This window comes from Acidovorax soli (genome assembly GCF_014207955.1).
In the GTDB taxonomy this organism is placed as follows: Bacteria; Pseudomonadota; Gammaproteobacteria; order Burkholderiales; family Burkholderiaceae_C; genus Acidovorax; species Acidovorax soli_A.
In genome coordinates this window covers 1-24,924 of sequence record NZ_JACHLK010000001.1, presented here as the reverse complement: position 1 = coordinate 24,924, position 24,924 = coordinate 1, and the positions used below count along the sequence as shown (strand labels likewise).

Annotated in this window: 28 protein-coding genes; 18 read left to right on the top strand and 10 right to left on the bottom strand. The window is 67.0% G+C overall.

What is annotated here, in order from left to right; translation table 11 throughout:
* Nucleotides 1-29: 29 nt before the first annotated feature.
* Nucleotides 30-521 (top strand): hemerythrin domain-containing protein, encoded by a 492-nt coding sequence (locus tag HNP48_RS00140; RefSeq protein ID WP_184854829.1) that lies wholly within the window; start codon nucleotides 30-32, stop codon nucleotides 519-521.
* Between the two features lie 13 nt (nucleotides 522-534).
* On the opposite strand, the gene HNP48_RS00135 is transcribed toward HNP48_RS00140, so the two are convergent.
* Both HNP48_RS00135 and creD read right to left on the bottom strand, forming a co-directional pair.
* A complete protein-coding gene (locus tag HNP48_RS00135) occupies nucleotides 535-852 on the bottom strand; it encodes a hypothetical protein (protein WP_260420033.1) in 318 nt (105 codons plus the stop codon).
* The gene (creD, locus tag HNP48_RS00130; protein ID WP_184854828.1) at nucleotides 849-2,321 is read right to left on the bottom strand and encodes a cell envelope integrity protein CreD; all 1,473 of its coding nucleotides are present in this window, start codon (nucleotides 2,319-2,321) and stop codon (nucleotides 849-851) included. Before creD ends, HNP48_RS00135 begins: the two co-directional genes overlap by 4 nt.
* Before the next feature lie 203 nt (nucleotides 2,322-2,524).
* Between creD and HNP48_RS00125 the strand changes: the two genes are divergently transcribed.
* A complete protein-coding gene (locus HNP48_RS00125) occupies nucleotides 2,525-2,986 on the top strand; it encodes a hypothetical protein (protein ID WP_311773785.1) in 462 nt (153 codons plus the stop codon).
* Here HNP48_RS00125 and creC read toward each other — a convergent pair.
* The 4 genes from creC to HNP48_RS00105 are packed head-to-tail and all read right to left on the bottom strand — an operon-like array spanning nucleotide 2,983 to nucleotide 6,563.
* Nucleotides 2,983-4,452 (bottom strand): two-component system sensor histidine kinase CreC, encoded by a 1,470-nt coding sequence (gene creC / locus HNP48_RS00120; protein ID WP_184854826.1) that lies wholly within the window; start codon nucleotides 4,450-4,452, stop codon nucleotides 2,983-2,985. The two genes, HNP48_RS00125 and creC, sit on opposite strands and share 4 nt — an antisense overlap.
* A gap of 14 nt (nucleotides 4,453-4,466) precedes the next feature.
* Nucleotides 4,467-5,159, bottom strand: a complete 693-nt coding sequence (gene creB / locus HNP48_RS00115) for a two-component system response regulator CreB (RefSeq protein WP_184855621.1) — start codon at nucleotides 5,157-5,159, stop codon at nucleotides 4,467-4,469.
* A gap of 20 nt (nucleotides 5,160-5,179) precedes the next feature.
* Nucleotides 5,180-5,815, bottom strand: a complete 636-nt coding sequence (locus HNP48_RS00110) for a MarC family protein (protein WP_184854825.1) — start codon at nucleotides 5,813-5,815, stop codon at nucleotides 5,180-5,182.
* A gap of 1 nt (nucleotide 5,816) precedes the next feature.
* The gene (locus HNP48_RS00105; protein ID WP_184854824.1) at nucleotides 5,817-6,563 is read right to left on the bottom strand and encodes an SDR family oxidoreductase; all 747 of its coding nucleotides are present in this window, start codon (nucleotides 6,561-6,563) and stop codon (nucleotides 5,817-5,819) included.
* A 116-nt stretch (nucleotides 6,564-6,679) separates the two neighbouring features.
* Between HNP48_RS00105 and HNP48_RS00100 the strand changes: the two genes are divergently transcribed.
* From HNP48_RS00100 to HNP48_RS00090, 3 genes are all read left to right on the top strand, one after another.
* The gene (locus HNP48_RS00100; protein ID WP_184854823.1) at nucleotides 6,680-7,372 is read left to right on the top strand and encodes a dienelactone hydrolase family protein; all 693 of its coding nucleotides are present in this window, start codon (nucleotides 6,680-6,682) and stop codon (nucleotides 7,370-7,372) included.
* Nucleotides 7,373-7,376: 4 nt separating this feature from the next.
* Nucleotides 7,377-8,276: an amidohydrolase gene (locus tag HNP48_RS00095; protein ID WP_184854822.1), complete on the top strand. Its 900-nt coding sequence runs from the start codon at nucleotides 7,377-7,379 to the stop codon at nucleotides 8,274-8,276.
* A 102-nt stretch (nucleotides 8,277-8,378) separates the two neighbouring features.
* The gene (locus HNP48_RS00090; protein ID WP_184854821.1) at nucleotides 8,379-9,002 is read left to right on the top strand and encodes a chalcone isomerase family protein; all 624 of its coding nucleotides are present in this window, start codon (nucleotides 8,379-8,381) and stop codon (nucleotides 9,000-9,002) included.
* Between the two features lie 18 nt (nucleotides 9,003-9,020).
* Here the strand turns inward: HNP48_RS00090 and HNP48_RS00085 are convergent, their stop codons facing one another.
* The 4 genes from HNP48_RS00085 to HNP48_RS00070 all read right to left on the bottom strand — a co-directional run bounded on the left by HNP48_RS00085 (nucleotide 9,021) and on the right by HNP48_RS00070 (nucleotide 12,657).
* Nucleotides 9,021-10,142, bottom strand: coding sequence for a magnesium transporter CorA family protein (locus HNP48_RS00085; RefSeq protein ID WP_184854820.1), 1,122 nt, complete (start codon nucleotides 10,140-10,142; stop codon nucleotides 9,021-9,023).
* A gap of 22 nt (nucleotides 10,143-10,164) precedes the next feature.
* A complete protein-coding gene (hemB, locus tag HNP48_RS00080) occupies nucleotides 10,165-11,175 on the bottom strand; it encodes a porphobilinogen synthase (RefSeq protein ID WP_184854819.1) in 1,011 nt (336 codons plus the stop codon).
* A 251-nt stretch (nucleotides 11,176-11,426) separates the two neighbouring features.
* Complete coding sequence (locus tag HNP48_RS00075) at nucleotides 11,427-12,014, bottom strand: hypothetical protein (protein WP_184854818.1); 588 nt, start codon at nucleotides 12,012-12,014, stop codon at nucleotides 11,427-11,429.
* A complete protein-coding gene (locus HNP48_RS00070; RefSeq protein WP_221480041.1) occupies nucleotides 12,007-12,657 on the bottom strand; it encodes a hypothetical protein in 651 nt (216 codons plus the stop codon). The genes HNP48_RS00075 and HNP48_RS00070 overlap by 8 nt, the downstream gene beginning before the upstream one ends.
* Before the next feature lie 141 nt (nucleotides 12,658-12,798).
* Between HNP48_RS00070 and HNP48_RS00065 the strand changes: the two genes are divergently transcribed.
* The 13 genes from HNP48_RS00065 to HNP48_RS00005 all read left to right on the top strand — a co-directional run.
* Nucleotides 12,799-12,951, top strand: a complete 153-nt coding sequence (locus HNP48_RS00065) for a hypothetical protein (RefSeq protein ID WP_221480040.1) — start codon at nucleotides 12,799-12,801, stop codon at nucleotides 12,949-12,951.
* Nucleotides 12,952-12,979: 28 nt separating this feature from the next.
* On the top strand, nucleotides 12,980-13,408 hold the full coding sequence (locus HNP48_RS00060; protein WP_184854815.1) for a CopD family protein: 429 nt from the start codon (nucleotides 12,980-12,982) through the stop codon (nucleotides 13,406-13,408).
* Nucleotides 13,409-13,422: 14 nt separating this feature from the next.
* Nucleotides 13,423-14,514, top strand: coding sequence for a VanZ family protein (locus HNP48_RS00055; RefSeq protein ID WP_184854814.1), 1,092 nt, complete (start codon nucleotides 13,423-13,425; stop codon nucleotides 14,512-14,514).
* Between the two features lie 107 nt (nucleotides 14,515-14,621).
* Nucleotides 14,622-15,131: a sigma-70 family RNA polymerase sigma factor gene (locus HNP48_RS00050; protein ID WP_184854813.1), complete on the top strand. Its 510-nt coding sequence runs from the start codon at nucleotides 14,622-14,624 to the stop codon at nucleotides 15,129-15,131.
* Nucleotides 15,128-16,108 carry a FecR domain-containing protein gene (locus HNP48_RS00045; RefSeq protein WP_184854812.1) on the top strand — a complete coding sequence of 327 codons (981 nt, stop codon included), beginning with the start codon at nucleotides 15,128-15,130 and terminating at the stop codon, nucleotides 16,106-16,108. The genes HNP48_RS00050 and HNP48_RS00045 overlap by 4 nt, the downstream gene beginning before the upstream one ends.
* Before the next feature lie 115 nt (nucleotides 16,109-16,223).
* On the top strand, nucleotides 16,224-18,650 hold the full coding sequence (locus tag HNP48_RS00040) for a TonB-dependent receptor (RefSeq protein WP_184854811.1): 2,427 nt from the start codon (nucleotides 16,224-16,226) through the stop codon (nucleotides 18,648-18,650).
* Nucleotides 18,651-18,729: 79 nt separating this feature from the next.
* Nucleotides 18,730-19,092 carry a ferredoxin gene (locus tag HNP48_RS00035; RefSeq protein ID WP_184854810.1) on the top strand — a complete coding sequence of 121 codons (363 nt, stop codon included), beginning with the start codon at nucleotides 18,730-18,732 and terminating at the stop codon, nucleotides 19,090-19,092.
* A 90-nt stretch (nucleotides 19,093-19,182) separates the two neighbouring features.
* Nucleotides 19,183-19,827 (top strand): alpha/beta hydrolase, encoded by a 645-nt coding sequence (locus HNP48_RS00030; RefSeq protein ID WP_184854809.1) that lies wholly within the window; start codon nucleotides 19,183-19,185, stop codon nucleotides 19,825-19,827.
* A 96-nt stretch (nucleotides 19,828-19,923) separates the two neighbouring features.
* Entirely contained in the window at nucleotides 19,924-21,093 is a 1,170-nt protein-coding gene (locus tag HNP48_RS00025; protein ID WP_184854808.1) for a D-alanyl-D-alanine carboxypeptidase family protein, read from the top strand.
* 283 nt (nucleotides 21,094-21,376) lie between these two features.
* The gene (rpsL, locus tag HNP48_RS00020; RefSeq protein ID WP_010104110.1) at nucleotides 21,377-21,754 is read left to right on the top strand and encodes a 30S ribosomal protein S12; all 378 of its coding nucleotides are present in this window, start codon (nucleotides 21,377-21,379) and stop codon (nucleotides 21,752-21,754) included.
* Nucleotides 21,755-21,917: 163 nt separating this feature from the next.
* The gene (gene rpsG / locus HNP48_RS00015; protein ID WP_005798541.1) at nucleotides 21,918-22,391 is read left to right on the top strand and encodes a 30S ribosomal protein S7; all 474 of its coding nucleotides are present in this window, start codon (nucleotides 21,918-21,920) and stop codon (nucleotides 22,389-22,391) included.
* 151 nt (nucleotides 22,392-22,542) lie between these two features.
* A complete protein-coding gene (fusA, locus tag HNP48_RS00010; RefSeq protein ID WP_184854807.1) occupies nucleotides 22,543-24,645 on the top strand; it encodes an elongation factor G in 2,103 nt (700 codons plus the stop codon).
* A gap of 187 nt (nucleotides 24,646-24,832) precedes the next feature.
* A partial coding sequence (locus HNP48_RS00005; RefSeq protein WP_005434227.1) for a GTP-binding protein occupies nucleotides 24,833-24,924 on the top strand: 92 nt, incomplete at its 3' end.

Below are 24,924 nucleotides of genomic sequence, written 5' to 3'. Positions count from 1 at the left end.
GCCGCTCAATGTTACGCAGGGAGCACGCAATGGCAGCACTGGAATGGTCCGAGGCACTGGTACTGGACCTGCCGCAACTGGACGAAACCCACGAGGAGTTCGTGGCGCTGCTGGCCGGGGTGGAGCGCGCAGAGGACGCGCAGATCCTCGCCCGATGGCAGGAGCTGACCACCCACACCGAGCAGCATTTCGGCATGGAAGACCGGTGGATGGCGGCCACGCGCTTCGCCTCGGGCAATTGCCACAGCATGCAGCACAAGGTGGTGCTGCAGGTCATGCGCGAAGGCGCGGCGCGCGCTGCACAGGGGGACCTGCAGGTGCTGCGCATGATGGCGGGGGAGCTGGCGCTGTGGTTCCCCCAGCATGCCCAGACCATGGATGCCGCGCTGGCCCTGCACCTGCGGCGCGTGGGCTTTGATGCAGCTACCGGTGCCGTGCACCTGCCCGAAGCGCTGCCGGGCGAACTGCTCCAGGGCTGTGGTGGCGCGGCTTGCTCCACGCCCCAGGCCGTGCCCGCCTGAGAGTCCACCCTGCTCAGTGGTGCAGGGCTGCGGTGGGGCGGCGCGGCAACAGAAGGATGGCCATGTGCCACGACAGGTCGCGCAGGGCCGCGCGCAGCGCGGTGGATGCCGGTGGGCCTGCATCGGGGGGCGGGCCATAGGCCGCGCGCAGCACTGCCTGCTTGGCCGTCTGCAGCGCGGCCCGGTCATGGGCCGTAAGGGCGGCCAGCAACTGGTCGCGGTAGCGCTGCACACGCTGGACCTCGGCCTCCGACAAGGCCGGCACGGGGTGGCTGGCGGGGGCCGTGAGGTGCCGCGCCCAGGCCACGGTGGGGGAGGCTGCGTGCGTCATGCCGGGCTCGCGGGCTGCTGGGGGCTGACCAGGCCGGAGGCGGCTGGCGGAACCGAGGGCGGCTCGCGGCGCGGTGCCGGTGGGCGGGGGCCGCCCGCCGAGGCGTTGAGGCCATACCAGTTCACCTTGCGGGTCGCCACCATCACGGCTGCCAGCACCAGGAACAGCGCGATCGAGCCCACCACCAGCGCGGTCTGCTCCAGCTGCAGCAGCACGTAGAGCAGGCCGTAGAGCAGCGCGATGCCGGCCCCCAGCGGAATGCCGCGCGCCAGGCTGCCCAGCATGTGGCTGGCATAGTAGGCCAGCAGCAGCACGCAGGCCGTGGCCGCGATGCCGTAGGCCACGCCGAAGGCCACATGCTCTGACAAACTCACCAGCAGCAGGAAAAAGCTGCACAGCGCGCTGCCCACCAGCAGGTACTGCACCGGGTGCACGCGCAGCTTCTTCATCAGCTCGAACAGGCCCACGGCCACGAAGGTGAGCGCGATGAACAGCACGCCGTACTTGGTGGCGCGGTCGGCCAGGGTGTAGGGGTTCACAGGGTCGATGAAGGCCACGCTGAAGCTGTCGGCGCAGTCGCTGGCCGTGCCCCCGCCCGGCACTGCGTACTCGTTCGGGGCGTCCTGGCCGCCCACGCAGATGCGCTTGCTGTTGGCAATGTCCTGCTGCGCCGTGGTGGCCAGCGACGACAGGCGCCATTGCGCGCTGAACCCGTCCTTGGTCACTTCGCGCTCGGAGGGAAGAAACCGCCCCGAGAACGAAGGGTGCGGCCAGCCGCTGGTCATCTGCACTTCGGTGTTGCCGCCCAGCGGCACGATGGACAGGCGTTCCGTGCCCACGAGCTCCAGGTCCAGCGTGGCCGTCAGGCCCTCGGCACGGCCGCGCACCGACTCGGGCAGGCCGGCGTGCAGGCCACGCGTGTAGGTCGGGTGGAAGGTGCCGGGCTTGAGCGGCAGCGCCTGCTCGCCCAGCGTGACCTGCGCCATGCGGATGCCGCGCGCATCGCCCACGGCCACCATCAGGATGGGCGCGCCGCAGTGCATGCGCGAGCCCTTCACGGTGCTTTGCGGCTGCAGGCTGTTGAGGGCGCCCCATTGCGCGGTGACATGCGACTTGAGGTTGTAGGTGTTGACCTTGTGCAGGCCGCGGGCGCGCTCTTCCATCGCAGCGCCGGTGCGCAGCTTGAGCTGCTCGGGCATGGCCGTGAGCAGAAACTCGCGGCGCTGCTCCACGGTGCGGCGCTCTTCCCCCTTGCCGGTCTCCACATCCCAGCTCTCCACGCAGGCGCTGTGGATCATGGGCCCCATCAGCGTCTGTGGCCCGGCCAGGCTGTCGGCCACGCTTTGCGCCGTCATGCTGCGGTAGCGCTGCCGGTCGCGCACCACGTCCTCGATCAGGCCGAGCCCGACCATGAGCAGCAGCACGATGGCTGCCAGCCCCACGAGTTTGATGAACAAGGGGTGTTTCAAAGAGTCCTCCACGGTGTGATGAATGTGGAGGCAGTGTTGGCGGCGGGTGTGAGGGCGGAATGAAGTTTGTGAGGGCAGTGTGAAGTGGGGGCGGTGGCAGAATGGCAGCGATGCCCACCACGCGACGCGCTTCCCGATCCATGCCTCCGGTCTCGCGCCAGCCCAGGCCTCTGCCATGGCCGGGCCGCCTTCTCGTGGCAGCGGTGGCCATCGCCTCTCTCTGGGTCGTCTGGACCCATCCTTTGGCGGTGTGCTTTCTGGCCATCGTGCTGTGGGGCTTGGTTGCCGTTGCCGGCTGGTTGGACGCAAGGCACTTTGCGCAACTGGCGCAGGAGCGGTCGGGTGAGTCGATCTGCCAGTTCGCCCGGTCCATCGACTGCCGTGGCGTGGACACCTGGGTGGTGCGCGCCGTGTATGAAGAACTCCAGACTGGATTGCCGGGACAGGTCGGATTGTTTCCGCTGCGGGTGACGGACCGGCTCCAGAAGGACCTGCGCCTCGATGCCGACGACCTGGACCTGTCGCTGGTGCCCGACATCGCCCAGCGCGCGGGCCGTGACCTCTCGTCCACCCAGGGCAACCCGTTCTACGGCAAGGTCAGCACCGTGGGCGACCTCGTCCACTTCCTGAACGCCCAGCCCCGCATTCAGTCGGCTGCGGCTTAGACGCCCCGAAACTCCAGCTCCACCCGCAGCCCCGGCGCCGTATTGCGCACCGCCATCTGCCCGCCGTGCAGCGCCATCACGCGCCGCACGATGGCCAGGCCCAGGCCCGAGCCGCTGCGCTCGCCGCCGGGCCGTGCCGTGGTGAAGAAGCGCTCACCCAGCCGGGGCAGGGCGTAGTCGGGCACGCCGGGGCCGCTGTCCTGCACGGCCACGGTGGTGCCGGCCAGCTCCACGCGCACGCTGCTGCCGCCGGGGGCGAAGTCGATCGCGTTGTCCAGCAGGTTGGTCAGCGCCAGGGTCACGAGCTCGGGTTCCCAGGGACCACTGGCGCCGCTGCCGCTGACGGTCAGCTCGATGCCGCGCTGGCCCGCGCGGCCCCGGGTCTGGGCCACGGCGGCGTTGGCACAGTCCTGCAGCGCCACGGGTGCCTGGGCGTCGGCATGGTGGCGCTGCTCCAGCTTGCTCAGCTCCAGCAGGCGGTCGATGATGCGCTGCAGGCGCTCGCTCTGCTGCACCACCTGGGTGGCGAACTCGGCGCGGTCGGCCGCGGGCAACTCGTCCTGCAGCAGCTCGCCCGCACCGCGGATGGCGGCCACGGGGCTCTTGAGCTCGTGCGTGAGGGCGCGCACATAGCCCTCGATGTAGTCGCGCCCCTCCAGCCGCGCGCGCATGCGGTCCATGGCGCGCGCCAGGTCGCCGAGCTCGCCGGGCACTTCGGGCACGGCCAGGGCCGTTGCTGGCGGGCTGTCCCGGTCGCCGGCCGCCGGCCCCTGCACGCTGAGCGCATAGTCGCGCAGGCGGCGCACGTTCCACACCATCCACAGCGTCACGGCCACGCCCACGGCGGCCGACAGGGCCAGCAGCAGCACGCCGCTGGCCAGCACCTTGTTCTCGGCCCGGTCGATGAAGCGCTGCACCGTGCGCGTGGGCTTGGCCACGGTGAGCACGCCGACGATCCGGCGCTCGGCGGTGGCGCTGCCGCCGGGCGCATAGATGGGCGCCGCCACGTGCATCACGCCGCTGGCATCGTCGTCCGGGATGTCGCGGGTGGAGCGTGCGCCGTACTCGCCGCGCAGGGTGCGCGCCACGTCGCGCCACTGCGAGTAGTCGGCGCCCACGGCGCGGTTCTCCGAGTCGAACAGCACCCGGCCCCTGGCGTCCGTCACGTAGATGCGGTAGTCCAGCGACTGTTTGGAAAAGCCCCAGATCGCCGCATCGATGGGCCGCGTGGCGTAGATGCGCACATGGCGGGCAAAGGCGCTGTCCACGGCGCCGCCCTCCAGCCGCCCGGCCACCAGGTCGTCGCTGGCCAGTTCGGCCAGGATGTTGGCCGTGTCCACCATCATGTCTTCCATCACCTCGCGCACGCTGGGCTTGATCTCGGCCGTGAACACACGCAGCACGAAGAACGCGGCGATGCCGTTGATCAGGAAGAAGGCGAACAGCAGGCGGATGCCCAGGCGCATGGGGAGCCGTCCAGCTACAAATCGAGGCAGTAGCCCATGCCGCGGTGGGTGCTGATGTACTCGCGGCCGGCATCGGCCTCGCGCAGCTTGGCGCGCAGCGTCTTGATGTGCGTGTCCACCGTGCGGTCGGTGCTCTCGCTGTCATCGCCCCAGGCGGCATTGAGCAGTGCGTCGCGCGAATGGATGCGGCCCGCGCCGCGCAGCAGGCAGGCCAGCAGCCGGTATTCGCGCCGTGTGAGCGCCAGCGGCTGGCCACGCAGGCTGATGCGCTGGCCGGCTTCGTCGTCGTGGAACAGTGGTGCCGGGCGCGTGGCCGGCGGCGCAGCGGCCTGCGTGCCGGCGCGGCGCAGCAGGGCCTTCACGCGGGCCGACAGCTCGCGCGGGCTGAAGGGCTTGGCCAGGTAGTCGTCGGCGCCCAGTTCCAGGCCCAGCACGCGGTCGATCTCCTCACCGTGCGCGCTGAGCACCAGCACGGGCAGGGCGGCCGTGGCCGGAGTGCCGCGCAGCTCGCGCAGCAGGTCCAGGCCGCTGCCGTCGGGCAAACCCACGTCCAGCACCAGCAGGTCGAAAGGCGCACGGGCGAGCTGCTCGCGCGCGTCCTGCACCAGCACGCTGTGCGCCACCGCCAGCCCTTCGCGCTCCAGCGCATAGGCGACCGTGCGCGCAATGGCCGGGTCGTCTTCCAGCAGCAGCAGGCGGGCCGGCATGGGGGCGCGTGCGGGGAAGCTCAACGCGCCACCAGCACCGGGAACAGCTTGCCCAGGCCATCGGCCATCACCTCCACGGCCAGCGCCGCGAGGATCAGGCCCATGAGCCGCGTCATCACATTGATGCCGGTCTTGCCCAGCACGCGGGCGATCGGGTCGGCCAGAGAGAAGCACAGGGCCGTGGCCAGCGCGATCACCACGCCATAACCCACCAGCGCCACCTGCTGCCAGATGGTCTGGGCGCGGTCGGCATAGATCACCACCGTGGACATGCTGGCCGGCCCGGTCAGCAGCGGGATGGTCAGCGGCACCACGGCGATGCTGGAGCCTGCGGCCGCCTTCTCCACGCCTTCCTCCAGCTCGTTGGTCAGGGGCTTGGCCTCGGCCGGCTGGGCGTTGAGCATGTTCATCGCGCTGATGAGCAGCAGCATGCCGCCGCCCACCTGGAAACTTTGCAGCGAGATGTTGAAGAACTCCAGGATCTGCAGGCCCAGCAGCGCGCAGGCCGCGATCACGCAGAACGAGGCCAGCGCCGCCGTGCGGATGGTGGCGCGCCGCTGCGCGGCCGAGAAGCCCTGCGTGTAGTGGATGAAGAAGGGGACAATGGCCAGCGGGTTCACGATGGCCAGCAGGGTGATGAGCGGTTTCAGGTCCATGTCAGCGCCCTCCAGATACGTCGAGAAGAGTCATGGTGGTGTAGGGGGACGCATCCGACATCAGCCACACGATGGCCTGCGCCACCTCTTCGGCCGTGCCGCCGCGCTGCATGGGCACCTGGTGCGACAGGTCGCGCACCCGGTCGGGCAGGCCGCCGCTGGCGTGGATGTCGGTCTCGATCAGGCCCGGGCGCACGGCATTCACGCGGATGCCCTCGGCCGCCACCTCGCGTGCCAGGCCCAGGGTGAAGCTGTCGATGGCGCCCTTGCTGGCCGCATAGTCCACATACTGGTGGGCCGAGCCCAGGCGCGATGCGGCGCTGGACACATTGACGATGGAGCCGCCTGCGCCGCCATGGCGCGTGCTCATGCGGCGCACGGCCTCGCGCGCGCAGACGATGCTGCCGATGACATTGGTCTCGAACATGCGGCGCAGCCGCGCCACGCCCATCTCGTCCACGCGCTGGGTCACGTCCACCACGCCCGCGTTGTTCACCAGGGCCGTGAGGCGGCCAAGCTGCGCATCCACGGCGGCAAACATCGCCAGCACCTGGTCCTCATGGGCCACATCGCCCTGCACGGCGATGGCGGTGCCGCCCAGGGCCCGGATCTGGCCGACCACCGCGTCTGCGGCGGCCTGGTTGGCCTGGTAGTTCACGGCCACGGCCCAGCCCTGGCGCGCGGCCAGCAGGGCGGTGGCGGCGCCAATGCCCCGGCTGCCGCCCGTGATCAATGCAACTTTGTCCAAAACCGCGTCTCCTGCAAGAATTGGGGCATTACAGCATTGCTCGGCCCCCTTGCGGGGCTGGAGAGCCCCGTTCATTCCCTACTTGTCTGGTTTTGTCGTCTTCAAGGAGTTGCACCATGGGTCAGTTTGTCGATCTGAAGTCCGCCGATGGCTTCGTGTTTCCCGCCTGGGTGGCCGAGCCGGACACCGCGCCGCGCGGTGCCGTGGTGGTACTGCAGGAGATCTTCGGGGTCAACTCGCACATCCGCGCCATCGCCGACCGCCTGGCCGCGCGCGGCTACCTGGCCGTGGCGCCTGCCACCTTCCACCGCGTGAAGCCAGGCGTGGAGCTGGGCTACACGGCCGAGGACGTGTCCGCCGGCGCTGCGCTCAAGGCGGCGGTGGAAGGCCTGCCCGCCCCCGGCGTGCTGCCCGACATCCAGGCCGCCATTGACTGCGCAGGTGAGCGCAGCGGCCGCAAGGTCGGCGTCGTCGGCTTTTGCTGGGGTGGCCTGCTGACCTGGCGCTCGGCCTGCCTGCTCCAGGGCCTGTCGGCCGCTGTGCCCTACTATGGTGGCGGCGTGACCAGCGAGGCCGAGGCCGGCCGCACGCCCCGGGTGCCGGTGCTGGCGCACTTCGGCCAGCGCGACAAGCACATCCCTGTGGATGGCGTGCAGGCCTTTGCCCGCGCCCACCCCGAGGTCGAGGTGCATCTCTACGAAGCCGACCACGGCTTCAACTGCGATCAGCGCGGCAGCTACGACGAGGCCGCAGCCCTGGCCGCGCGCGACCGCACGCTGGCTTTCTTCGACAAGCACCTGGCGGGCTGAGGCCATGGCACGACGTTGTGCGCTGCTGGGCGGTCTGCTGGCCGCCGTCTGCCTGGCCGGCACTGCACACGCTGCGGACTACGCCGGCCCGTTGTTCGATGCGCACCTGCACTACAACGAAGAGGCCTGGAACGGCCAGAACGGCCCGCACCCGCCGGCCGACGTGATCGCGCGCATGAAGGCCTCGGGTGTGCGCGCCATCGTGGCCAACTCGCGGCCCAACACGGGTTCGCTCGCGCTGGCCGCCTCGAAGGAGGTGCGCGACGCCGGCATCGCCGTCGTGCCCTTTGTGCGCCTGTACCGCAACCGTGACGACTACAGCAACTGGTTCCGCGACGAGAGCATCTACGAGATGGTGCAGGCCGAACTCGCCAAGGGCACGGCCTCGGGGCCCTACAAAGGCATCGGTGAGTTCCACCTGTACGACAGCGCCAATGCCGATGGCCCGGTGGCCAAGAAGCTCATGGTGCTGGCCGAGCAGCGCGACCTGGTGGTCCTGGCCCATGTGGACGATGTTGCGATCGACCTGCTCATGGCCAACACGCCTTCCAAGGGGCAGAAGCTGCGCCTGGTCTGGGCGCACACGGGCATCGGCGGCGCGCCGGTGGAGCGGGTGGACGCGCTCATGGCGCGCTACCCGGGGCTGGTGGGTGAACTGTCCTACCGGCCGGGCCTGGTCTGCGACAACGAGCAGCTGTGCCCGGCCTGGCGAGCGCTGCTGCTCAAGTACCCCACGCGTTTTGTGATCGGCTCGGACACCTGGGTCAACCAACGCTGGCAGCACTACGAGGGGCTCATGAAGGGCTACCGCAGCTGGCTCGGCGGCCTGCCGCCTGCGCTGGCGCAAGGGGTGGCGTTCGGCAACGGTGCCGCCCTGTTCGGTGTGCCGGTACCGGGCAAGTAGCGGGTGGGGGCGGGCCCGGCGTCGCCTATCATTCCAGCGCGGGCGGAGGCTGCCGGGAATTCATCGCTTCAGCCCCCGGCCCTGCATTGCGGAGACAAGCCCTTGAATAACACAACCATCCTTTCCTTCCACGCCGGCAGCCGTCCTGTGGCCCGCAGCGCCTGCGCCCTGGCCCTGGCGGCCGCCAGCCTGGGTTTCGTGGCGCCTTCCATCGCCGCCACGGCTTTCGAGCCGACCCAGAACGTGCAGGGCACGCCCCTGGTGCTGCAGGGTGCGGGCACGCGCTACCGCGCCGTGTTCAAGGTCTACGACATGGCGCTGTACCTACCCAGGAAGGTGCGCACGGCCGACGAGGTGCTGGCCGCGACCAGCGGGCCGGTGCGCCTGCAGTTCGTGGCCCAGCGCGACATCCCGGGCACGGACCTGGGCCTGTCCTTCATCAAGGGCCTGTCGGCCAATGCCACGCCCGACCAGATCCGGCGCCACACGCCCTCGAGCAACCGCCTGGTCGAGATCTTCTCGGGCCGCACCAAGCTGGCCTCGGGGGACACCTTCGCGATGGAGTTCGTGCCGGGCAAGGGCACGACCTTCTTCATCCAGGGCCAGCCCCAGGGCGCGCCGGTCGGCGATGCCGAGTACTTCGGCATGGTGCTGCGCATCTGGTTGGGCGCCTCGCCGGTGGACAACCAGCTCAAGGACGCGCTGCTGGCCGCCGGCCCGAACTGAGCGGGGCAACTGCCGCCGTCAGCTGCCCGTGCGGGCCAGGTAGCGCTTGCGCCAGAAGACGGCCACCAGCACCACGGCGATGGTGATCATCGAGCCCATGGCCCACCAGAAGCCGTCCTGCTTGTGGATCAGCGGGATGAACTCGAAGTTCATGCCAAAGATCCCTGCGATCAGGTTCAGCGGCAGGAACACGGCCGTGAGTGCCGTGAGCGTGCGCATGATGTCGTTGGTGCGGTTGCCCTGCACCGAGAAATGCATCTGCACGGCGGTCTCGGTGTTCTGCTCCATGCGCCGCACATGGTGCACCACGCGCTCGATGTGTTCGAGCACGTCGCGGCTGCGCACCTTGAGCAGGTCCAGGTCGCGCAGGCCCGTGGGCGAATCGGGCACGGCCCAGGTCTCCAGCGCGTCGATCCAGTCCTGCACGGCGGTGCGCTGGTCCTCGCAGATCTCGTCCAGGGCATGCAGCGACAGGCGGGCGTCGAGCAGCGAGCTCCAGTTGACGTAGCGCGCCCGGGGCCGCAGCAGCTCGGTCTGCCAGTGGTCGAGCTGGCGCGACAGTTCGCGGCGCAGGTCCAGGTAGCCGTCCACCATCTGGTTCACCAGGCGCAGCATCAGGTCGGCGGGCGAGGTGGGTTTGCGCGTGCCCGATGCCGTCGGATTGGCCCGGCCCTCGCGCGGGTCCGCCGGGGCGGCCGCGAGCAGGCGGCTGGCATAGGCGTCGCGCACGCTGCAGTCGCCGGGGTGCACCGTGAGCAGCACCTGGTCGAACACGGCAAAGCCCACGGGGCTGGTGTCGATGCGCCGCAGCACCGGCGGGCCGCCGCGCCGGGGTGCGGGCTGCAGCGTGGCGGCAGCGTCGTCCTCGGGCGGGAGGGTGGCCAGGCGCCGGAACACCAGCAGATCGTACTGCGAGGTGTAGTCGTAGTGCGAGGGCAACTGGGCGTTGAGCAGGTCGGACACATGCAGGTCCACCAGCTGCAGCCCGGTCAGCCGCAGCAGGGCGGCCTGCACGTCGGCCAGCTGTGCCTGGAAGGCGGGGCGTGCGCAGGCGATCCACAGGTAGCCCTGGTCGGGCAGCTGCGCCGGCAGCGTGTCCAGCTCCTGCACGCCGCTGCCCTGGATATGGAAGATGCGCATGGGCGCGGTGCCGGGCTGCGGGCTAGCGCGCCAGGAGCAGGCGGGCTGCGTCGCGCGCGAAATAGGTCAGCACACCATCGGCGCCGGCGCGTTTGAAGGCCAGCAGGCTTTCCATCATCACGGCGTCGTGGTCCAGCCAGCCGTTGGCGGCGGCCGCCTTGAGCATGGCGTACTCGCCACTCACCTGGTAGGCGAAGGTGGGCACGCGGAACTCGTCCTTGACGCGGCGCACCACATCCAGGTAAGGCATGCCGGGCTTGACCATCACCATGTCGGCGCCTTCGGCGATATCGAGGGCCACCTCGCGCAGCGCTTCGTCGGTGTTGCCAGGATCCATCTGGTAGACGTTCTTGTCGGCCTTGCCCAGAGCGCCGCGCGTACCCACCGCATCGCGGAAGGGGCCGTAGAAGGCGCTGGCGTACTTGGCGCTGTAGGCCATGATGCGCGTGTGGATGTGGCCTTGCACCTCCAGCGCTTCGCGGATGGCGCCGATGCGCCCGTCCATCATGTCGCTGGGCGCGACGATGTCCACGCCCGCCTCGGCGTGCGTGAGCGCCTGGCCGGTCAGGATCTCCACCGTGTCGTCGTTGACGATGTAGCCGGTGTCGTCGAGCACGCCGTCCTGGCCGTGGCTGGTGTAGGGGTCCAGTGCCACATCGGTCATCACGCCCAGGGCGGGGAATTCCTTCTTCAGGGCGCGCACCACGCGCGGGATCAGGCCGTCGGGGTTGAGCGCTTCCTTGCCATCGGGCGTCTTCAGGGACGGGTCGATGGCCGGGAACAGGGCCAGCACCGGGATGCCCAGCTGCACGCAGTCCTCGGCCACGGGCAGCAGCAGGTCCAGGCTCAGCCGGTCCACGCCGGGCATGGAGGCCACGGCCTCGCGCCGGTTCTCGCCTTCGTGCACGAACACGGGGTAGATCAGGTCGTGCGGCGTCACGCGGTGCTCGCGCACCAGATTGCGGGTGAAGGCATCGCGGCGCAGGCGGCGCGGGCGGTTCTGCGGGAAGAGGGCGGAGCTTGGGAGGTGCATGGGGAAAATTGTGCCTCAAGCCTGCCGCCAGCGGCCCGGTGGGGGTGTTTTGCGGACGTGTCAAACCCTGCTTGTATGCCCCGCGGGCTGGTGCTAAATTGATTCCGGGCAGCTTGCTGCCCCCCGCTTTTCCTCCCTGAGCGGGGCCCTGGGTTGCCGCAATGCAGGCAGGGCTTTCGAAGCCCGGCAGCTTTTGCCGGGCTTTTTTTTGATATTACGGAGACTTCAACCTGAATCGGTCGCGCGAAAGGTCATTCACGGATCGCTTGTGCCTGTGCTGCGTCAATGAAAGCGCTCACCTTGGCTGCCGAGGTCACTCCGCTGCGGTCATAGGCGAAAACCTGCTTTCCATGTTTTGCCGATGCATAAAAATACTGACCTGAATTCGCTGCAGCCTCGGTGTAATACAGGACATCATAGTCAACGGATGGCTCTATGGAGATTACAACACTGGGAAGCTCTCGAATTTCAATAGATGAATAAATTCCTTTTTTCTGAATGGCTTCAAAAAAAACACGGGTCAACCTGTTATTGGCTATGGATAGGTTTTTGTAGAGTTCTAGTTGAACCCCACTGGCCTCCCTGCCTGCAATTGCTGCATGCCTTCTGCCAGTCTCCTCAAAAGCTGCCTGCTGACTCGGAAATGCAACGATGAGCCGCTTCTTCGTCAATGGGGCAGCCAAAGGAGTGACTGACGCAAGTGATTCTGCAACATCCGCACTTACCGCCGTGTGAAACGCTTTTTCTCCACTATATTGTTTCTGGTTCAACGTGTAGGTATTTGCGGCGCACCCTGACAGCAAAACGGCTGCAGCCAGCATAAGGGTCTTCTTAATCATTGATGATTGCTCCATTGATGAGTTTGCATTTTTCTGGTGAGGTTTTGACGGGCGCCAACGTGCCAAGCTTGCAGCTGACGGTTTCGCTGGCAGTCTCGGTGGCCTGTAGCGTTGGCGGTGTTTCTGGTGAACTGAGGCGATCACCAGCAGGCGCGTTGAGCGCAGTTGGCACATTGAAAATGCCCAGGGAATTCTTGAAGGTATCCGTGGTCTGCGTGCACAGGTGTTGCTCAGGCGCAAGGTCAATGGAGGGTGTGAATACACACACACCAACAGCATGTCGAAATGGTGTTGATGAATAGGTATCTTGGTAAATGACGTTTCCATTGCCCAGCCGTATGGCATAGCGGAACTGGTAGCTGGATTGAGCCGGTCGGTCGAGTGCGGATCCCACCAGCATCCCTAGAAGCATAGCGGCCACGTGGGTCTTGCCAGAATAGTTACCGTGATTGATGGCCCTGTCCACATAGGCGGTGCTGCCGATGGCGGCGCCCATGGCGGTTCCGGCATTGCTGCCTGGGGTGGATCGGTCCAGTCCCTGGTTGTCGATAATGGTTCCGAATGATTCGGGCGCCATCACCTCGACCACGTACTTTTGTTGAACATTCGCCTTCTCGTCGGCGGTGAGGCCTTGCCACGCCACGGCAGACACCTTTAACGATGTTTGCGCAAATGCGGCAGGGCATACCAGCAATGCTGCAATTAATACTACCCGCAAGGCAGCCTCCCTCTGTAAAATTTTGACACATCTTACCAGCGTTCCTTGGTTGGGTAAAGATCTGTTTTGCCATTGATTGATTTTGATATTGGTGGGGTTTCGATGGGTATATCAATTGCTGTTAATTTATTTGGAATAAAATATTTTGATTTGGATTTTGAAAATGAAGGCCTTGGTAAGATGTCAAAAGGACGGATTTCGCTGGAGCCCGATCCGTAAGGCACAGATTGCCCCTTAAACTGCCACCATGCTCTGGGTCAAAGCCTTCCACATCGTCTTCATCGCCAGCTGGTTCGCCGGCCTGTTCTACCTGCCGCGCATCTTCGTGAACCTGGCCATGGTGGCCCCGGGCTCGGTGGCCGAGCGCGAGCGCCTGGTCCTCATGGCGCGCAAGCTGCTGCGCTTCACGACCTTGCTGGCGGTGCCGGCGCTGGCCCTGGGCCTGTGGCTGTGGCTGGGCTATGGCATTGGCCGGGGGCCGGGCAATGGCTGGATGCATGCCAAGCTGGCCGTGGTGGTGCTGGTGATCGGCTACCACCATGCCTGCGCCGTGCTGCTGCGCAAGCTGGCCGATGGCACCAGCCGCCGCAGCCACCGGTGGTTCCGCTGGTTCAATGAAGTCCCGGTGCTGCTGCTGGTGGCCGCCGTGGTGCTGGTCGTGGTCAAACCCTTCTGACGCGCCGAGCGCCCGTGTACAAGAGCTCCGCTGGCCCCCTGGCGCTGATCTACGCGGCGCTGATCGTCTTTGCCAGCCTGTTCCCGTTCGACGGCTGGCGCGCACAGGGCATTGACCCCTGGGTGTTCCTGGTGGCCCACATGCCGCCGCCGTACTGGACCGGGTTCGATGTCACGGCCAATTTCGTCGGCTATGCACCTTTGGGCTTTCTGCTGGCGCTCGCGCTGATGCGCATGCGCTGGCGCTGGGGCGCCTGGTTGCTGGCCACGGTGGCGGGCGTGCTGCTGTCGCTGGGCCTGGAGTTCCTGCAGATCTACCTGCCCCGGCGCGTGCCCTCCAACATGGACCTGGCGCTCAACTCGGCCGGCACCCTGGTGGGGGCGCTCACGGCGGCGGCGCTCGAACGCCTGGGCGCCATCGACCGCTGGAGCGATTTTCGCGACCGCTGGTTCGTGCAGGACGCGCAGGGCGCACTGGTGCTGCTGGCGCTGTGGCCGCTGGCCCTGCTGTTTCCGGCGGCCGTGCCCTTCGGCCTGGGGCAGGTGCTGGAGCGGCTGGAGGCCGCGCTGGCCGAGATCCTGGCCGATACGCCTTTCCTGGACTGGCTGCCCATGCGCGATACCGCGCTCGATCCGTTGTCCCCCGGCGGTGAACTGCTGTGCGTGACGCTGGGCCTGCTGATCCCCTGCCTGCTGGGCTATTGCGTGATCCGCCAGGCCTCGCGCAGGGCCCTGTTTGCCCTGGCGGTGGTGGTGGCCGGGGTGGTGCTCACGGCGCTGTCGGCCGCGCTCAGCTGGGGCCCGGCCCATGCCTGGGAATGGATGGGCCTGCCGGCGCGCGTGGGCGTGTGGGGCGCGCTCGCGCTGGCCGTGGTGCTGCTGGCAGTGCCCCGGCGGGCTTGTGCGGCCCTGCTGCTGCTGGTGCTGGTGTGGCATCTGGGCCTGCTCAACCAGGCCCCCACCAGCGCCTACTTCGCCCAGACCCTGCAGGCCTGGGAGCAGGGGCGCTTCATCCGCTTCTACGGCCTGGGGCAGTGGCTGGGCTGGCTCTGGCCCTATGGGGCCCTGGCTTTCGTGCTGGTCAGGGTGGGGCGGCGGGAGAGCTGAGCTTCCACGCAGGCGGTGTCGCCGGGCAAAGCTGCTTTTGGATACACTGAGAATAATTCTCATTTTAAAGATGGCGGCGTGCCCCGCCGCCTGCCGAAAGGGTTTCCATGCCCGCCGCCGCGCCAGCATTGCAACAGATCGACACCCTCTACCGCCGCCACCACGGTTGGCTCCATGGCTGGCTGCGCCGCCAGTTGGGCAATAGCTGTGACGCGGCCGACCTGGCGCAGGACGTGTTCATGCGCCTGCTGGCGCGCGAGACGCCGGAAACCCCGCGCGAACCCCGGGCCTACCTGAGCACCATCGCGCGCGGCCTGGTGGCCGACCACTGGCGCCGCCGGGCGCTGGAGCAGGCCTGGCTGGAGACCCTGGCCCACCTGCCCGAAGCCGAGGCGCCGTCGCCCGAAAGCCGGCTGATGGTGCTGGAGGCCCTGGTCGCCATCGACCGCATGCTTGATGCGCTCAAGCCGCGCGTGCGCACCGCCTTCCTGTGGGCCCAGCTCGAAGGGCTGACCTGCCCGCAGATCGCCGAGCGCCTGGGCGTCTCGCTGGCCACGGCGGAGCGCTACGTGGCCACGGCCCTGCGCCACTGCTACGCGCTGCGTTTCGGCCCATGAAGGCCGGCGCCGACCCTTTGCCCCAGCGCGTGGTGGACGAGGCCATCGCCTGGGCCGTCAAGCTCGATTTCAGCGCCCCCACGCCACGCGCCCGGGCGGCTTTCGAGCGCTGGCTGCAGGCCGAACCCGACCATGCGAACGCCTGGGCGCGCGTGCAATCGCTGCGTGGCGATTTCACCGCCGTGCCGCCCGCCCTGGCCCTGGGCACCCTGCAGGCGGCCGATGCGCAGCGCCAGCGCCGCCGCCAGGGCTTGCGCCTGCTGGGCCTGGCGGGCATGGCCGCCGTGGCTGGCTGGACGGTGCGCGAGCATGCGCCGTGGCAGCGCCTGCTGGCCGATGCCAGCACCGGCGTGGGCGAGCAGCGCACGCTGCGCCTGGACGATGGCAGCACGGTGGTGCTCAACACCGACACAGCGCTTTCTTCGGTCTTTTCGCCCGGACTGCGCACTCTGAAATTGCACCGCGGTGAGATCCTGGTCACCACCGGGGCGGATACCGGCGCGACGGCGAAGCGCCCGTTCTGGGTGCAAACGCCCTTCGGTGCCCTGCAGGCGCTGGGCACGCGCTTCGTGGTGCGGCTGGCCGCGGGCCGGGCGCGGGTCAGCGTGCAGGAAGGCGCCGTGCAGCTGCATCCCTCCGAGGCCACCGCTTCCTCCCTGGCGCGCGCAGGCGATGCGTGGTGGCTGGGCGCCACGGGAGCCGAGCCGGCATCGCCCCAGGGCTTCGATGCCGATGGATGGGCCGACGGCGTGGTGGCCGGCCAGGACATGCGCCTGGCCGATCTTCTGGCCGAACTGGAACGCTACCGGCACGGCCGCATCGTCTGCGACGAGCGGGTGGCCGGGCTGCGCGTTTCGGGGGTCTACCACGTGCGCGACACCGACCGGGCGTTGCAGTTCCTCGTGCAGACCCAGCCGGTCGAGGTGATCTACCGCTCCCGGCTGTGGGTCTCGGTGGGGCCTTCGGCGCAGGGCTGAAAATATTTTTCAGAAAAAGTGAGGGGATAGCGCGTTTCATACGGCCTCCCTGGTGAAAGCACCCTGCGGGCAACTGCCTGCTGGGCCCCTCCCTTGCCCAGGATCCGCCGCTGCCATGCCCCGTAACGAGCACCGTTTCCCCTCCCATCCGACTGCTGCCGCCCTGGCCTGCGTGCTGGCCCTGGCAGGCCTGCCTGCGCTGGCCCAGCCTGCGGCCGCCACCGCCCCGCCTGCCAGCGCCGACAACCGCAGCTTTTCCATCCCTGCTGGCCCGCTGGGCAGCGCACTCGATCGTTTTGCGCGCACGGCGGGTGTCAACCTGAGTTACGAGCCCGCGCTGGTCGCGGGACTGGCCACACCGGGCCTGTCGGGCACCATGCCGGTCGGTGCTGCGTTGTCACGCCTGCTGGCCGGCACGGGCCTGGAGGCCCTGGCGCAGCCCGGTGGCGGCTATTCGCTGCGCCGCGCCGCTGCCGCAGCGGTGCCGGCCGGTGCCGAGGGCGCCGCCACGCTGCCGGCCGTGCGCGTGACGGCCGCGCAGGAGCGGCCGGGTGACCTGCCCCCCGTCTATGCCGGCGGCCAAGTCGCGCGCGGCAGCCGCACCGGCATGCTGGGCAACAGCGATGTCTTCGAAACACCCTTCAATACCAAGGCCTGGAGCAGCGAGCTGGTGCGCAACCAGGGCGCACGCACCGTGAACGACATGGTGGCCAACGATCCGTCGATCCGCACCAGCCTGTCGGCCACCTCGCCGCTGGACCAGAGCTCCATCCGCGGCTTCCTGGGCAACAGTGACGCCTACCTGTTCGACGGGGTGGAGGGCCTGTTTGCGTACAGCAGCGTGCCGGTGCGCCATTACGAGCGGCTGGAGGTGCTCAAGGGCCCGGCCGGCGGGCTGGTGGGGGCGTCGGGCTACGGCGCCACGGTGGGCGGCAGCTTCAACCTGGTTCCCAAGCGCGCCACCGATGCGCCTGTGCGTTCGGTCTCCATTCTGGCGCTGGACAAATCGCTGCTCGGCGCGCATGCCGACATCGGCCAGCGCTTCGGTGTCGACCAGCAGTTGGGCGCGCGCCTGAACCTCTCGGCCGAGGACGGCAAGCTCTACGACGGCGCCCAGCGCCGCTTGATAGCGCCCCAGGTGGCGTTGGACTACCGGGGCGAGAAGGTGCGCGTGGTGCTCGATGCCGGTATCACGCGGCGCGAATCCTCGCCGCTGTTTGGCCACTGGCTGCTGCAGGCGGGCGCGGCCGTGCCGGCGGTGCCCGATCCGCACGTGCATGCCAAGCCCTCATGGGAAAAGATGGATCTGCGCCAGACCTATGGCCTGCTGAGTGCCGAGTGGGACTTCGCCAGCGGCTGGACGGCCCATGCCCGCCATGGCCGCATGCGCGAGGCCCCGCCGGTGCGCCAGTATGTGGACCAGACCACCCTCAACGGGGCGGGTGAAGTGCGCTACACCAGTGCCTCCAGTCTGCTGTGGACCCAGGCCAACCAGGTGACCGACCTGGGGGTGCGTGGCGAGTTCCAGTGGGGCTCCGTGCGCCACAAGCTCGCCGTGGGCACGGTGCTGCAGCGCCAGCAACTGCAGAACCTGCGCTCCATCTCGGTGCCCCTGGCTGCGCCCGTGGTGAGCAACATCTACCAGCCACTGAGCGTGCCCGACCCGTTCGCCAACGGCATCCCGCCTGTGGTGGGCGTGGACAGCCCGGCCCTGCACCTGGACAGCCTGGCCGTGGCCGACACCTTGGCCCTGCTGGACGAGCGCCTGCTGCTCACACTGGCGGCACGCCACCAGCGCATCGAGAAGGCGCCGTACCGCCAATCGCGCATCACGCCCACGGTGGCGGCGCTGTACAAGCTGGGCGGCGGGGTCTCGCTCTATGGCAACTACGCCGAAGCGCTGGCCCAGGGCGCCATTGCGCCCGCGGGCTCGGCCAATGCGGGCGAGCAACTGGAGCCCTACCTGTCCAAGCAGCATGAACTGGGGCTCAAGTGGGACCAGGGCAGTTACGGCGTGACGCTGGCCTATTTCAACATCCGTCGGGCCACGGCCTTCGTCGATGGCAGCAATGTGTTCCGTGCTGCCGGCCTGCAGCGCAACAAGGGCGTGGAACTGGAGACCTTTGGCGAGCTGGCGCGCGGCCTGCGCCTGCTGGGCGGTGTGGCCTGGACCGATGGCCGCATGGCGCGCACGGCAGGCGGTACCGCCGATGGCAAGAAAGCCATCGGCGTGCCCGAGCTCACGGCCAATCTGGGAGCGGAGTACGACCTGCCGGCGGTGCCGGGGCTCACGCTCACGGGGCGCTACCTGCACACGGGCAGCGCCTATGTCGATCTGGCCAATACCCAGCGCGTGCCTGCCTGGAACCGGGTGGATGTGGGTGTGCGTTACCGCACCGCGGTGGGCGATGGCACCACCATGACTTTGCAGGCCGGCATCACCAACCTGGCGGACAAGGCCTACTGGACGATTGCCGGGCGCAACTTCATCGCCGTGGCGCCGCCGCGCACCTGGCAGGTGTCTGCCAGCTTCGATTTCTGACAGCTTCTCTGCAGGACTGAAGTCCTCCGTAGGGGCTCTGGGAGTGGGCCGGGGGCAGGCCCGCTCCTAAAATGGCGGCATGAGCGACACCCCCACGACGACCCCGGCGGCGCAGCCGGGCTATTACCAGCGCCATATCTTCTTCTGCCTGAACGACCGCACCAATGGCGAGGACAGCTGTGCCCACCATGGCGCCCAGGCAGCCTTTGACCGCTGCAAGTCGCAGGTCAAGGCCGCAGGCCTGTCCGGTGCCGGCAAGGTGCGCGTGAACAAGGCCGGCTGCCTGGACCGCTGTGCGGGCGGGCCCATCGCGGTGGTCTATCCCGAGGCGGTCTGGTACACCTTTGTGGACAACGCGGACATTGACGAGATCGTCGAATCCCACCTCCAGAATGGCCAGGTCGTGGAGCGGCTTCTGACGCCCCCGGAACTTGGCCGCTGATTTCCATTCAGAGCGCTTTCGACCTTCTGATTCCAGGCGGCCTGCCTTGCCCTTTGGGTGCAGGCTGCTATTGACCTGGTAGCAAATCCCGTGAATTCCCAGACCGAACGCCTGACCCTCGCCGGCGCAGCCGGCGCCATCGAGGCGGTGCGCGACGCCGCCGTGCTGCCCGAGGGCCTGGCCGCCCCGCGTGGCGTGGCCGTCATCGCCCACCCCCACCCGCTGTTCGGCGGCACCATGGACAACAAGGTGGTGCAGACCCTGGCGCGTGCCTTCGTGCACAGCGGCTGGACGGCCGTGCGCTTCAATTTCCGTGGCGTGGGTGGCAGTGCCGGCACGCACGACGAAGGGCGGGGCGAGGCCGAAGACCTGCTGGAGGTGGTGCGCCAGGTGGCGCCCGAGGGGCCGCTGGCCCTGGCGGGCTTCTCCTTTGGCGCCTTCGTGACCAGCCATGCGCTGGCGCGTCTGTGGGCCGAGCGCTCCATCGAGCGTGTGGTGCTGGTGGGCACGGCGGCCAGCCGATTCGCCGTGGCGCCGGTGCCGCCCGAGGCGCACGAACGCACCCTGGTCGTGCATGGCGAGCAGGACGACACCGTGCCCCTGGCCGCGGTGATGGACTGGGCGCGTCCCCAGATACTCCCTGTGACAGTCGTTCCCGGTGGGGGGCATTTCTTTCACGGACAATTGCCGCTGTTGAAAAATCTGGTGACCCGCCACCTGCTGGCCGGGGCCTGAGGCTCAGCGGCCCGCCCGCGCGCCACACCTGCATTGCGCTGCTTCTGCCTGCTTTCTGCTGTTTTCTTTTCTCTTCTCACCTGAATGCCTGTTTCCATGAAGTCCTTTCTGCCCGCGCTGCGCTCCGTTGTCCTTGCCGCGGTGCTCGCGCCTGCCGCCCTGTGGGCCCAGGTGCAGGCCCCGCAGCCGCCCGAGATCGCCGCACGCAACTACCTGCTGCTGGACATCACGGCCGGGCAGGTGCTGGCCGCCAAGGACATCGATGCGCCGGTGGAGCAGGCTTCGCTGACCAAGCTGATGACGGGCTACCTGGTGTTTGACGCCTTGCGCGCCAAGAAGATCGCCCTCGACCAGAAGCTGCCGGTGAGCGTGCTGGCCTGGAAGATGCCCGGCTCGCGCATGTTCATCGACCCCAAGATGCAGGTGCCGGTGGACGACCTGATCAAGGGCATGATCGTCCAGTCGGGCAATGACGCCACCATGGCGCTGGCCGAAGGCGTGGGCGGCACGGCCGAGAACTTCGTCAAGCTCATGAACGACCAGGCCAAGGCGCTGGGCATGAAGAACACGGCCTACAAGAACCCCGAGGGCCTGACCGAGCCCGGCCACACCACCACCGCGCGCGACCTGGGCGTGCTGGCCAGCCGGCTCATGAAGGATTTCCCGGAGTACATGCACTACTACGCCACCAAGCAGTACAGCTATCCGGGCACGCCGGCTTCCAATGGCAACAACCGCAACTCGCTGCTGTTCCGCGACCCCACGGTCGATGGCCTGAAGACCGGCCACACGGCCGCTGCCGGCTACTGCCTGGTGGCCACGTCCAAGCGCGAGTTCCCCAATGTGGGCCAGCGCCGCCTGCTGTCCATCGTGCTGGGCGCTGCGAGCGAGAATGCCCGCGCCAATGAAAGCCAGAAGCTGCTGAACTGGGGTTACACCGCCTTCGATGCGGTCAAGCTGTTCGATGCGGGCCAGCCCGTGGCGACCCCCGCCGTCTGGAAGGGAACGGAAAACACCCTCAAGATCGGCCGCAGCGAGGCCATCGTGGTGGCCGTGCCTTCGGGCAGCGGCGGCAAGATCAAGACCGAGATCGCGCGCCCCGACCCCCTGGTGGCCCCTTTCACCAAGGGCCAGAATGTGGGTTCCCTGAAAGTGGTGCTGGGCGAGCAGACGCTGGCCGACGTGCCCCTGGTGGCACTGGACGGCGTGGCCCAGGCCGGCATCCTGGGCCGCGCCTGGGATGCGATCCGCCTGTGGATTAAATAAGGTACATCCCCCTGAGTCGCTTCGCGCCTTCCCCCTTCTCTCGAATGGCTACGCCATTCGGGAAGGGGGACACCGCCAGCGCGGCGGGGCGGCCCTTGCGCGGCGGTCCTGGCCTTGGCCCTGCGCTTTTAAACGCGGCAGGCAATATCGGCGCATCGGGAGATGCTTGGGGTTACGCCGCAATGCGGCTTGCCTGATCGACGCCTTGCTGCTACATTAGAAGGCTTTTCGGAAATTCCGAAGGGTTTCACGTTTTCGTTTTTTACGTTTAGGGACGTATTTCATGCCAACCATCAATCAACTAGTCCGTCAGGGGCGCGAGGTCGAAAAGATCAAGTCCAAGAGCCCTGCGATGGAGAACTCTCCCCAGCGCCGCGGCGTGTGCACCCGTGTGTACACCACGACGCCAAAGAAGCCTAACTCCGCTCTGCGGAAGGTCGCCAAGGTTCGCCTGACCAACGGCTTCGAAGTCATTTCCTACATCGGCGGTGAAGGCCACAACCTGCAGGAACACAGCGTGGTGCTGGTTCGCGGCGGTCGTGTCAAGGACTTGCCCGGTGTGCGTTACCACATCGTTCGCGGTTCGCTGGACCTGCAGGGCGTGAAGGATCGCAAGCAGGCCCGTTCCAAGTACGGTGCCAAGAAGCCAAAGGCCAAGTAAGCCCTGGCGGTTGTGTCTCCAACGGTGTTTGATTCGCCTGGCAGGCGCAGTCAAACGAAGTGACCCCAAGCGCGGACTGTTCCGTGTGGGTCGAGTAAGTGGGGTTCTGAATGAATCTCGCGGTGTCTGAAAAGATGCCAACTGAAGCAATATGAGGTGAAAAATGCCACGTCGTCGCGAAGTCCCCAAACGTGAAATCCTGCCGGATCCCAAGTTCGGCAATGTAGAGCTGTCCAAATTCATGAACGTGATCATGGAAGGCGGCAAGAAGGCAGTTGCAGAGCGCATCATCTACGGTGCCCTGGAACTGATCGAGAAGAAGCACCCTGACAAGGACCCCCTGGAAGCCTTCACCGTTGCCATCAACAACGTGAAGCCCATGGTCGAAGTGAAGTCCCGCCGTGTCGGCGGTGCCAACTACCAGGTGCCCGTGGAAGTGCGCCCTGTCCGCCGCCTGGCCCTGTCCATGCGCTGGATCAAGGAAGCCGCCCGCAAGCGCGGTGAGAAGTCGATGGCCCAGCGCCTGGCCAACGAGCTGCTGGAGGCCACCGAAGGCCGTGGCGGCGCCATGAAGAAGCGTGACGAAGTGCACCGCATGGCCGAAGCCAACAAGGCGTTCAGCCACTTCCGCTTCTAAATCGACGACCGCTCTCGCGTCGCCCATCGCAAGGCTGCCGGCATTTCTGCCTGCAGCCTTGTGGCGATTGCGGCGGTCACAAAATTGACGGGTTGCAGCGCCACAATGCTGGCCCGTCCCCTGAATAACACGACCCATCCAAGGATCCACCATGGCTCGCAATACCCCCATCGAGCGCTACCGCAATATCGGTATCTCGGCCCACATTGACGCTGGCAAGACCACGACCACCGAACGTATCCTGTTCTACACGGGCGTGAGCCACAAGATTGGTGAAGTGCACGATGGCGCTGCCACCATGGACTGGATGGAGCAGGAGCAAGAGCGCGGCATCACGATCACCTCGGCTGCCACGACCTGCTTCTGGAAGGGTATGGACAATACCTACCCCGAGCACCGCTTCAACATCATCGACACCCCCGGCCACGTGGACTTCACGATCGAAGTGGAGCGTTCGATGCGCGTGCTGGACGGCGCCTGCATGGTGTACTGCGCCGTGGGTGGCGTGCAGCCCCAGTCGGAAACCGTGTGGCGCCAGGCCAACAAGTACAAAGTGCCTCGCCTGGCCTTCGTGAACAAGATGGACCGTACCGGTGCCAACTTCTTCAAGGTCTACGAGCAGATGAAGCTGCGCCTGAAGGCCAACCCCGTGCCCGTGGTGATCCCGATCGGTGCCGAAGACAAGTTCACCGGCGTGGTGGACCTGCTGAAGATGAAGGCCATCATCTGGGACGAAGCTTCCCAGGGCATGAAGTTCAACTACGAAGACATCCCGGCCGACCTGGTGGAATCCGCCAAGGAATGGCGCGAGAAGATGGTCGAAGCCGCTGCTGAAGCGTCTGAAGACCTGATGAACAAGTACCTCGAAGAGGGCGACCTCTCCGAAGCCGAGATCAAGCTGGGTCTGCGCACGCGCACGATCGCCACCGAGATCCACCCCATGCTGTGCGGCACGGCCTTCAAGAACAAGGGTGTGCAGCGCATGCTGGACGCCGTGATCGACTACCTGCCAGCACCGACGGACATTCCCGACGTGGCCGGTACCGACGAAGATGAAAAGCCTATCACCCGCAAGGCCGACGACAACGAGAAGTTCTCGGCGCTGGCATTCAAGCTGATGACCGACCCGTTCGTCGGCCAGCTGACCTTCGTGCGCGTCTACTCCGGCGTGCTGACCAAGGGCGATACCGTCTACAACCCGATCAAGGGCAAGAAGGAACGTATCGGCCGTATCGTGCAGATGCACGCCAACGAGCGCCAGGAAGTCGAAGAAATCCGCGCCGGCGACATCGCTGCCTGCGTGGGCCTGAAGGAAGTGACCACGGGCGAAACCCTGTGCGATGTGAACTCGCAGATCATCCTTGAGCGCATGATTTTCCCCGAGCCCGTGATCTCGCAGGCCGTGGAACCCAAGACCAAGGCCGACCAGGAAAAGATGGGCATCGCCCTGCAGCGTCTGGCTGCAGAAGATCCATCCTTCCGCGTGAAGACCGACGAAGAATCCGGCCAGACCATCATCTCCGGCATGGGCGAGCTGCACCTGGAAATCATCGTGGACCGCATGAAGCGCGAGTTCGGCGTGGAATCCAACGTCGGCAAGCCACAAGTGGCCTACCGCGAAACCATCCGCAAGACGGTGGAAGAAGCCGAAGGCAAGTTCGTGCGCCAGTCCGGTGGTAAGGGCCAGTACGGTCACGTCGTGCTCAAGATCGAACCCAACGAAGCCGGCAAGGGCATCGAGTTCGTCGACGCGATCAAGGGCGGTGTGGTGCCTCGCGAATTCATCCCGGCCGTGGAAAAGGGTATCAACGAAGCCGTCACGCAAGGCGTGCTGGCCGGCTACCCCGTGGTCGACGTCAAGGTCACGCTGCACTTCGGTTCGTACCACGATGTGGACTCGAACGAACTGGCGTTCAAGATGGCTGCCATCTTCGGCTTCAAGGAAGGCTGCCGCAAGGCCGGCCCCGTCATCCTGGAACCCATGATGGCCGTGGAAGTGGAAACGCCTGAAGACTACGCCGGTACCGTGATGGGCGATCTGTCCTCCCGCCGCGGCATGGTCCAGGGCATGGACGACATCCCGGGCGGTGGCAAGGCCATCCGTGCCGAAGTGCCGCTGTCGGAAATGTTCGGCTACTCGACCACGCTGCGCTCGGCCACGCAAGGCCGCGCCACGTACTCGATGGAATTCAAGCACTACAGCGAAGCACCTCGCAACGTGTCGGAAGCCATCGTCGCAGCCCGCGCCAAGTAACAAGCAAGCGCGGCTGTCCGGAATGCCGCCAGGGCCTGCTTGAAGGCCGCGGCGGTGTTCTCCCTCTTTCGCAAAGTTTTTTGCAGTCTGCGATCCGGTGCCGTCCCGTTGCCCTGTGCGGGACGAACCAGCAACCGGATGCAGACGTTAAACCACAACACAGGCATCGCTCTTTGGAGAATTGAAAATGGCAAAAGGTAAGTTCGAACGTACCAAGCCCCACGTGAACGTGGGTACGATCGGCCACGTGGACCACGGCAAGACGACGCTGACGGCGGC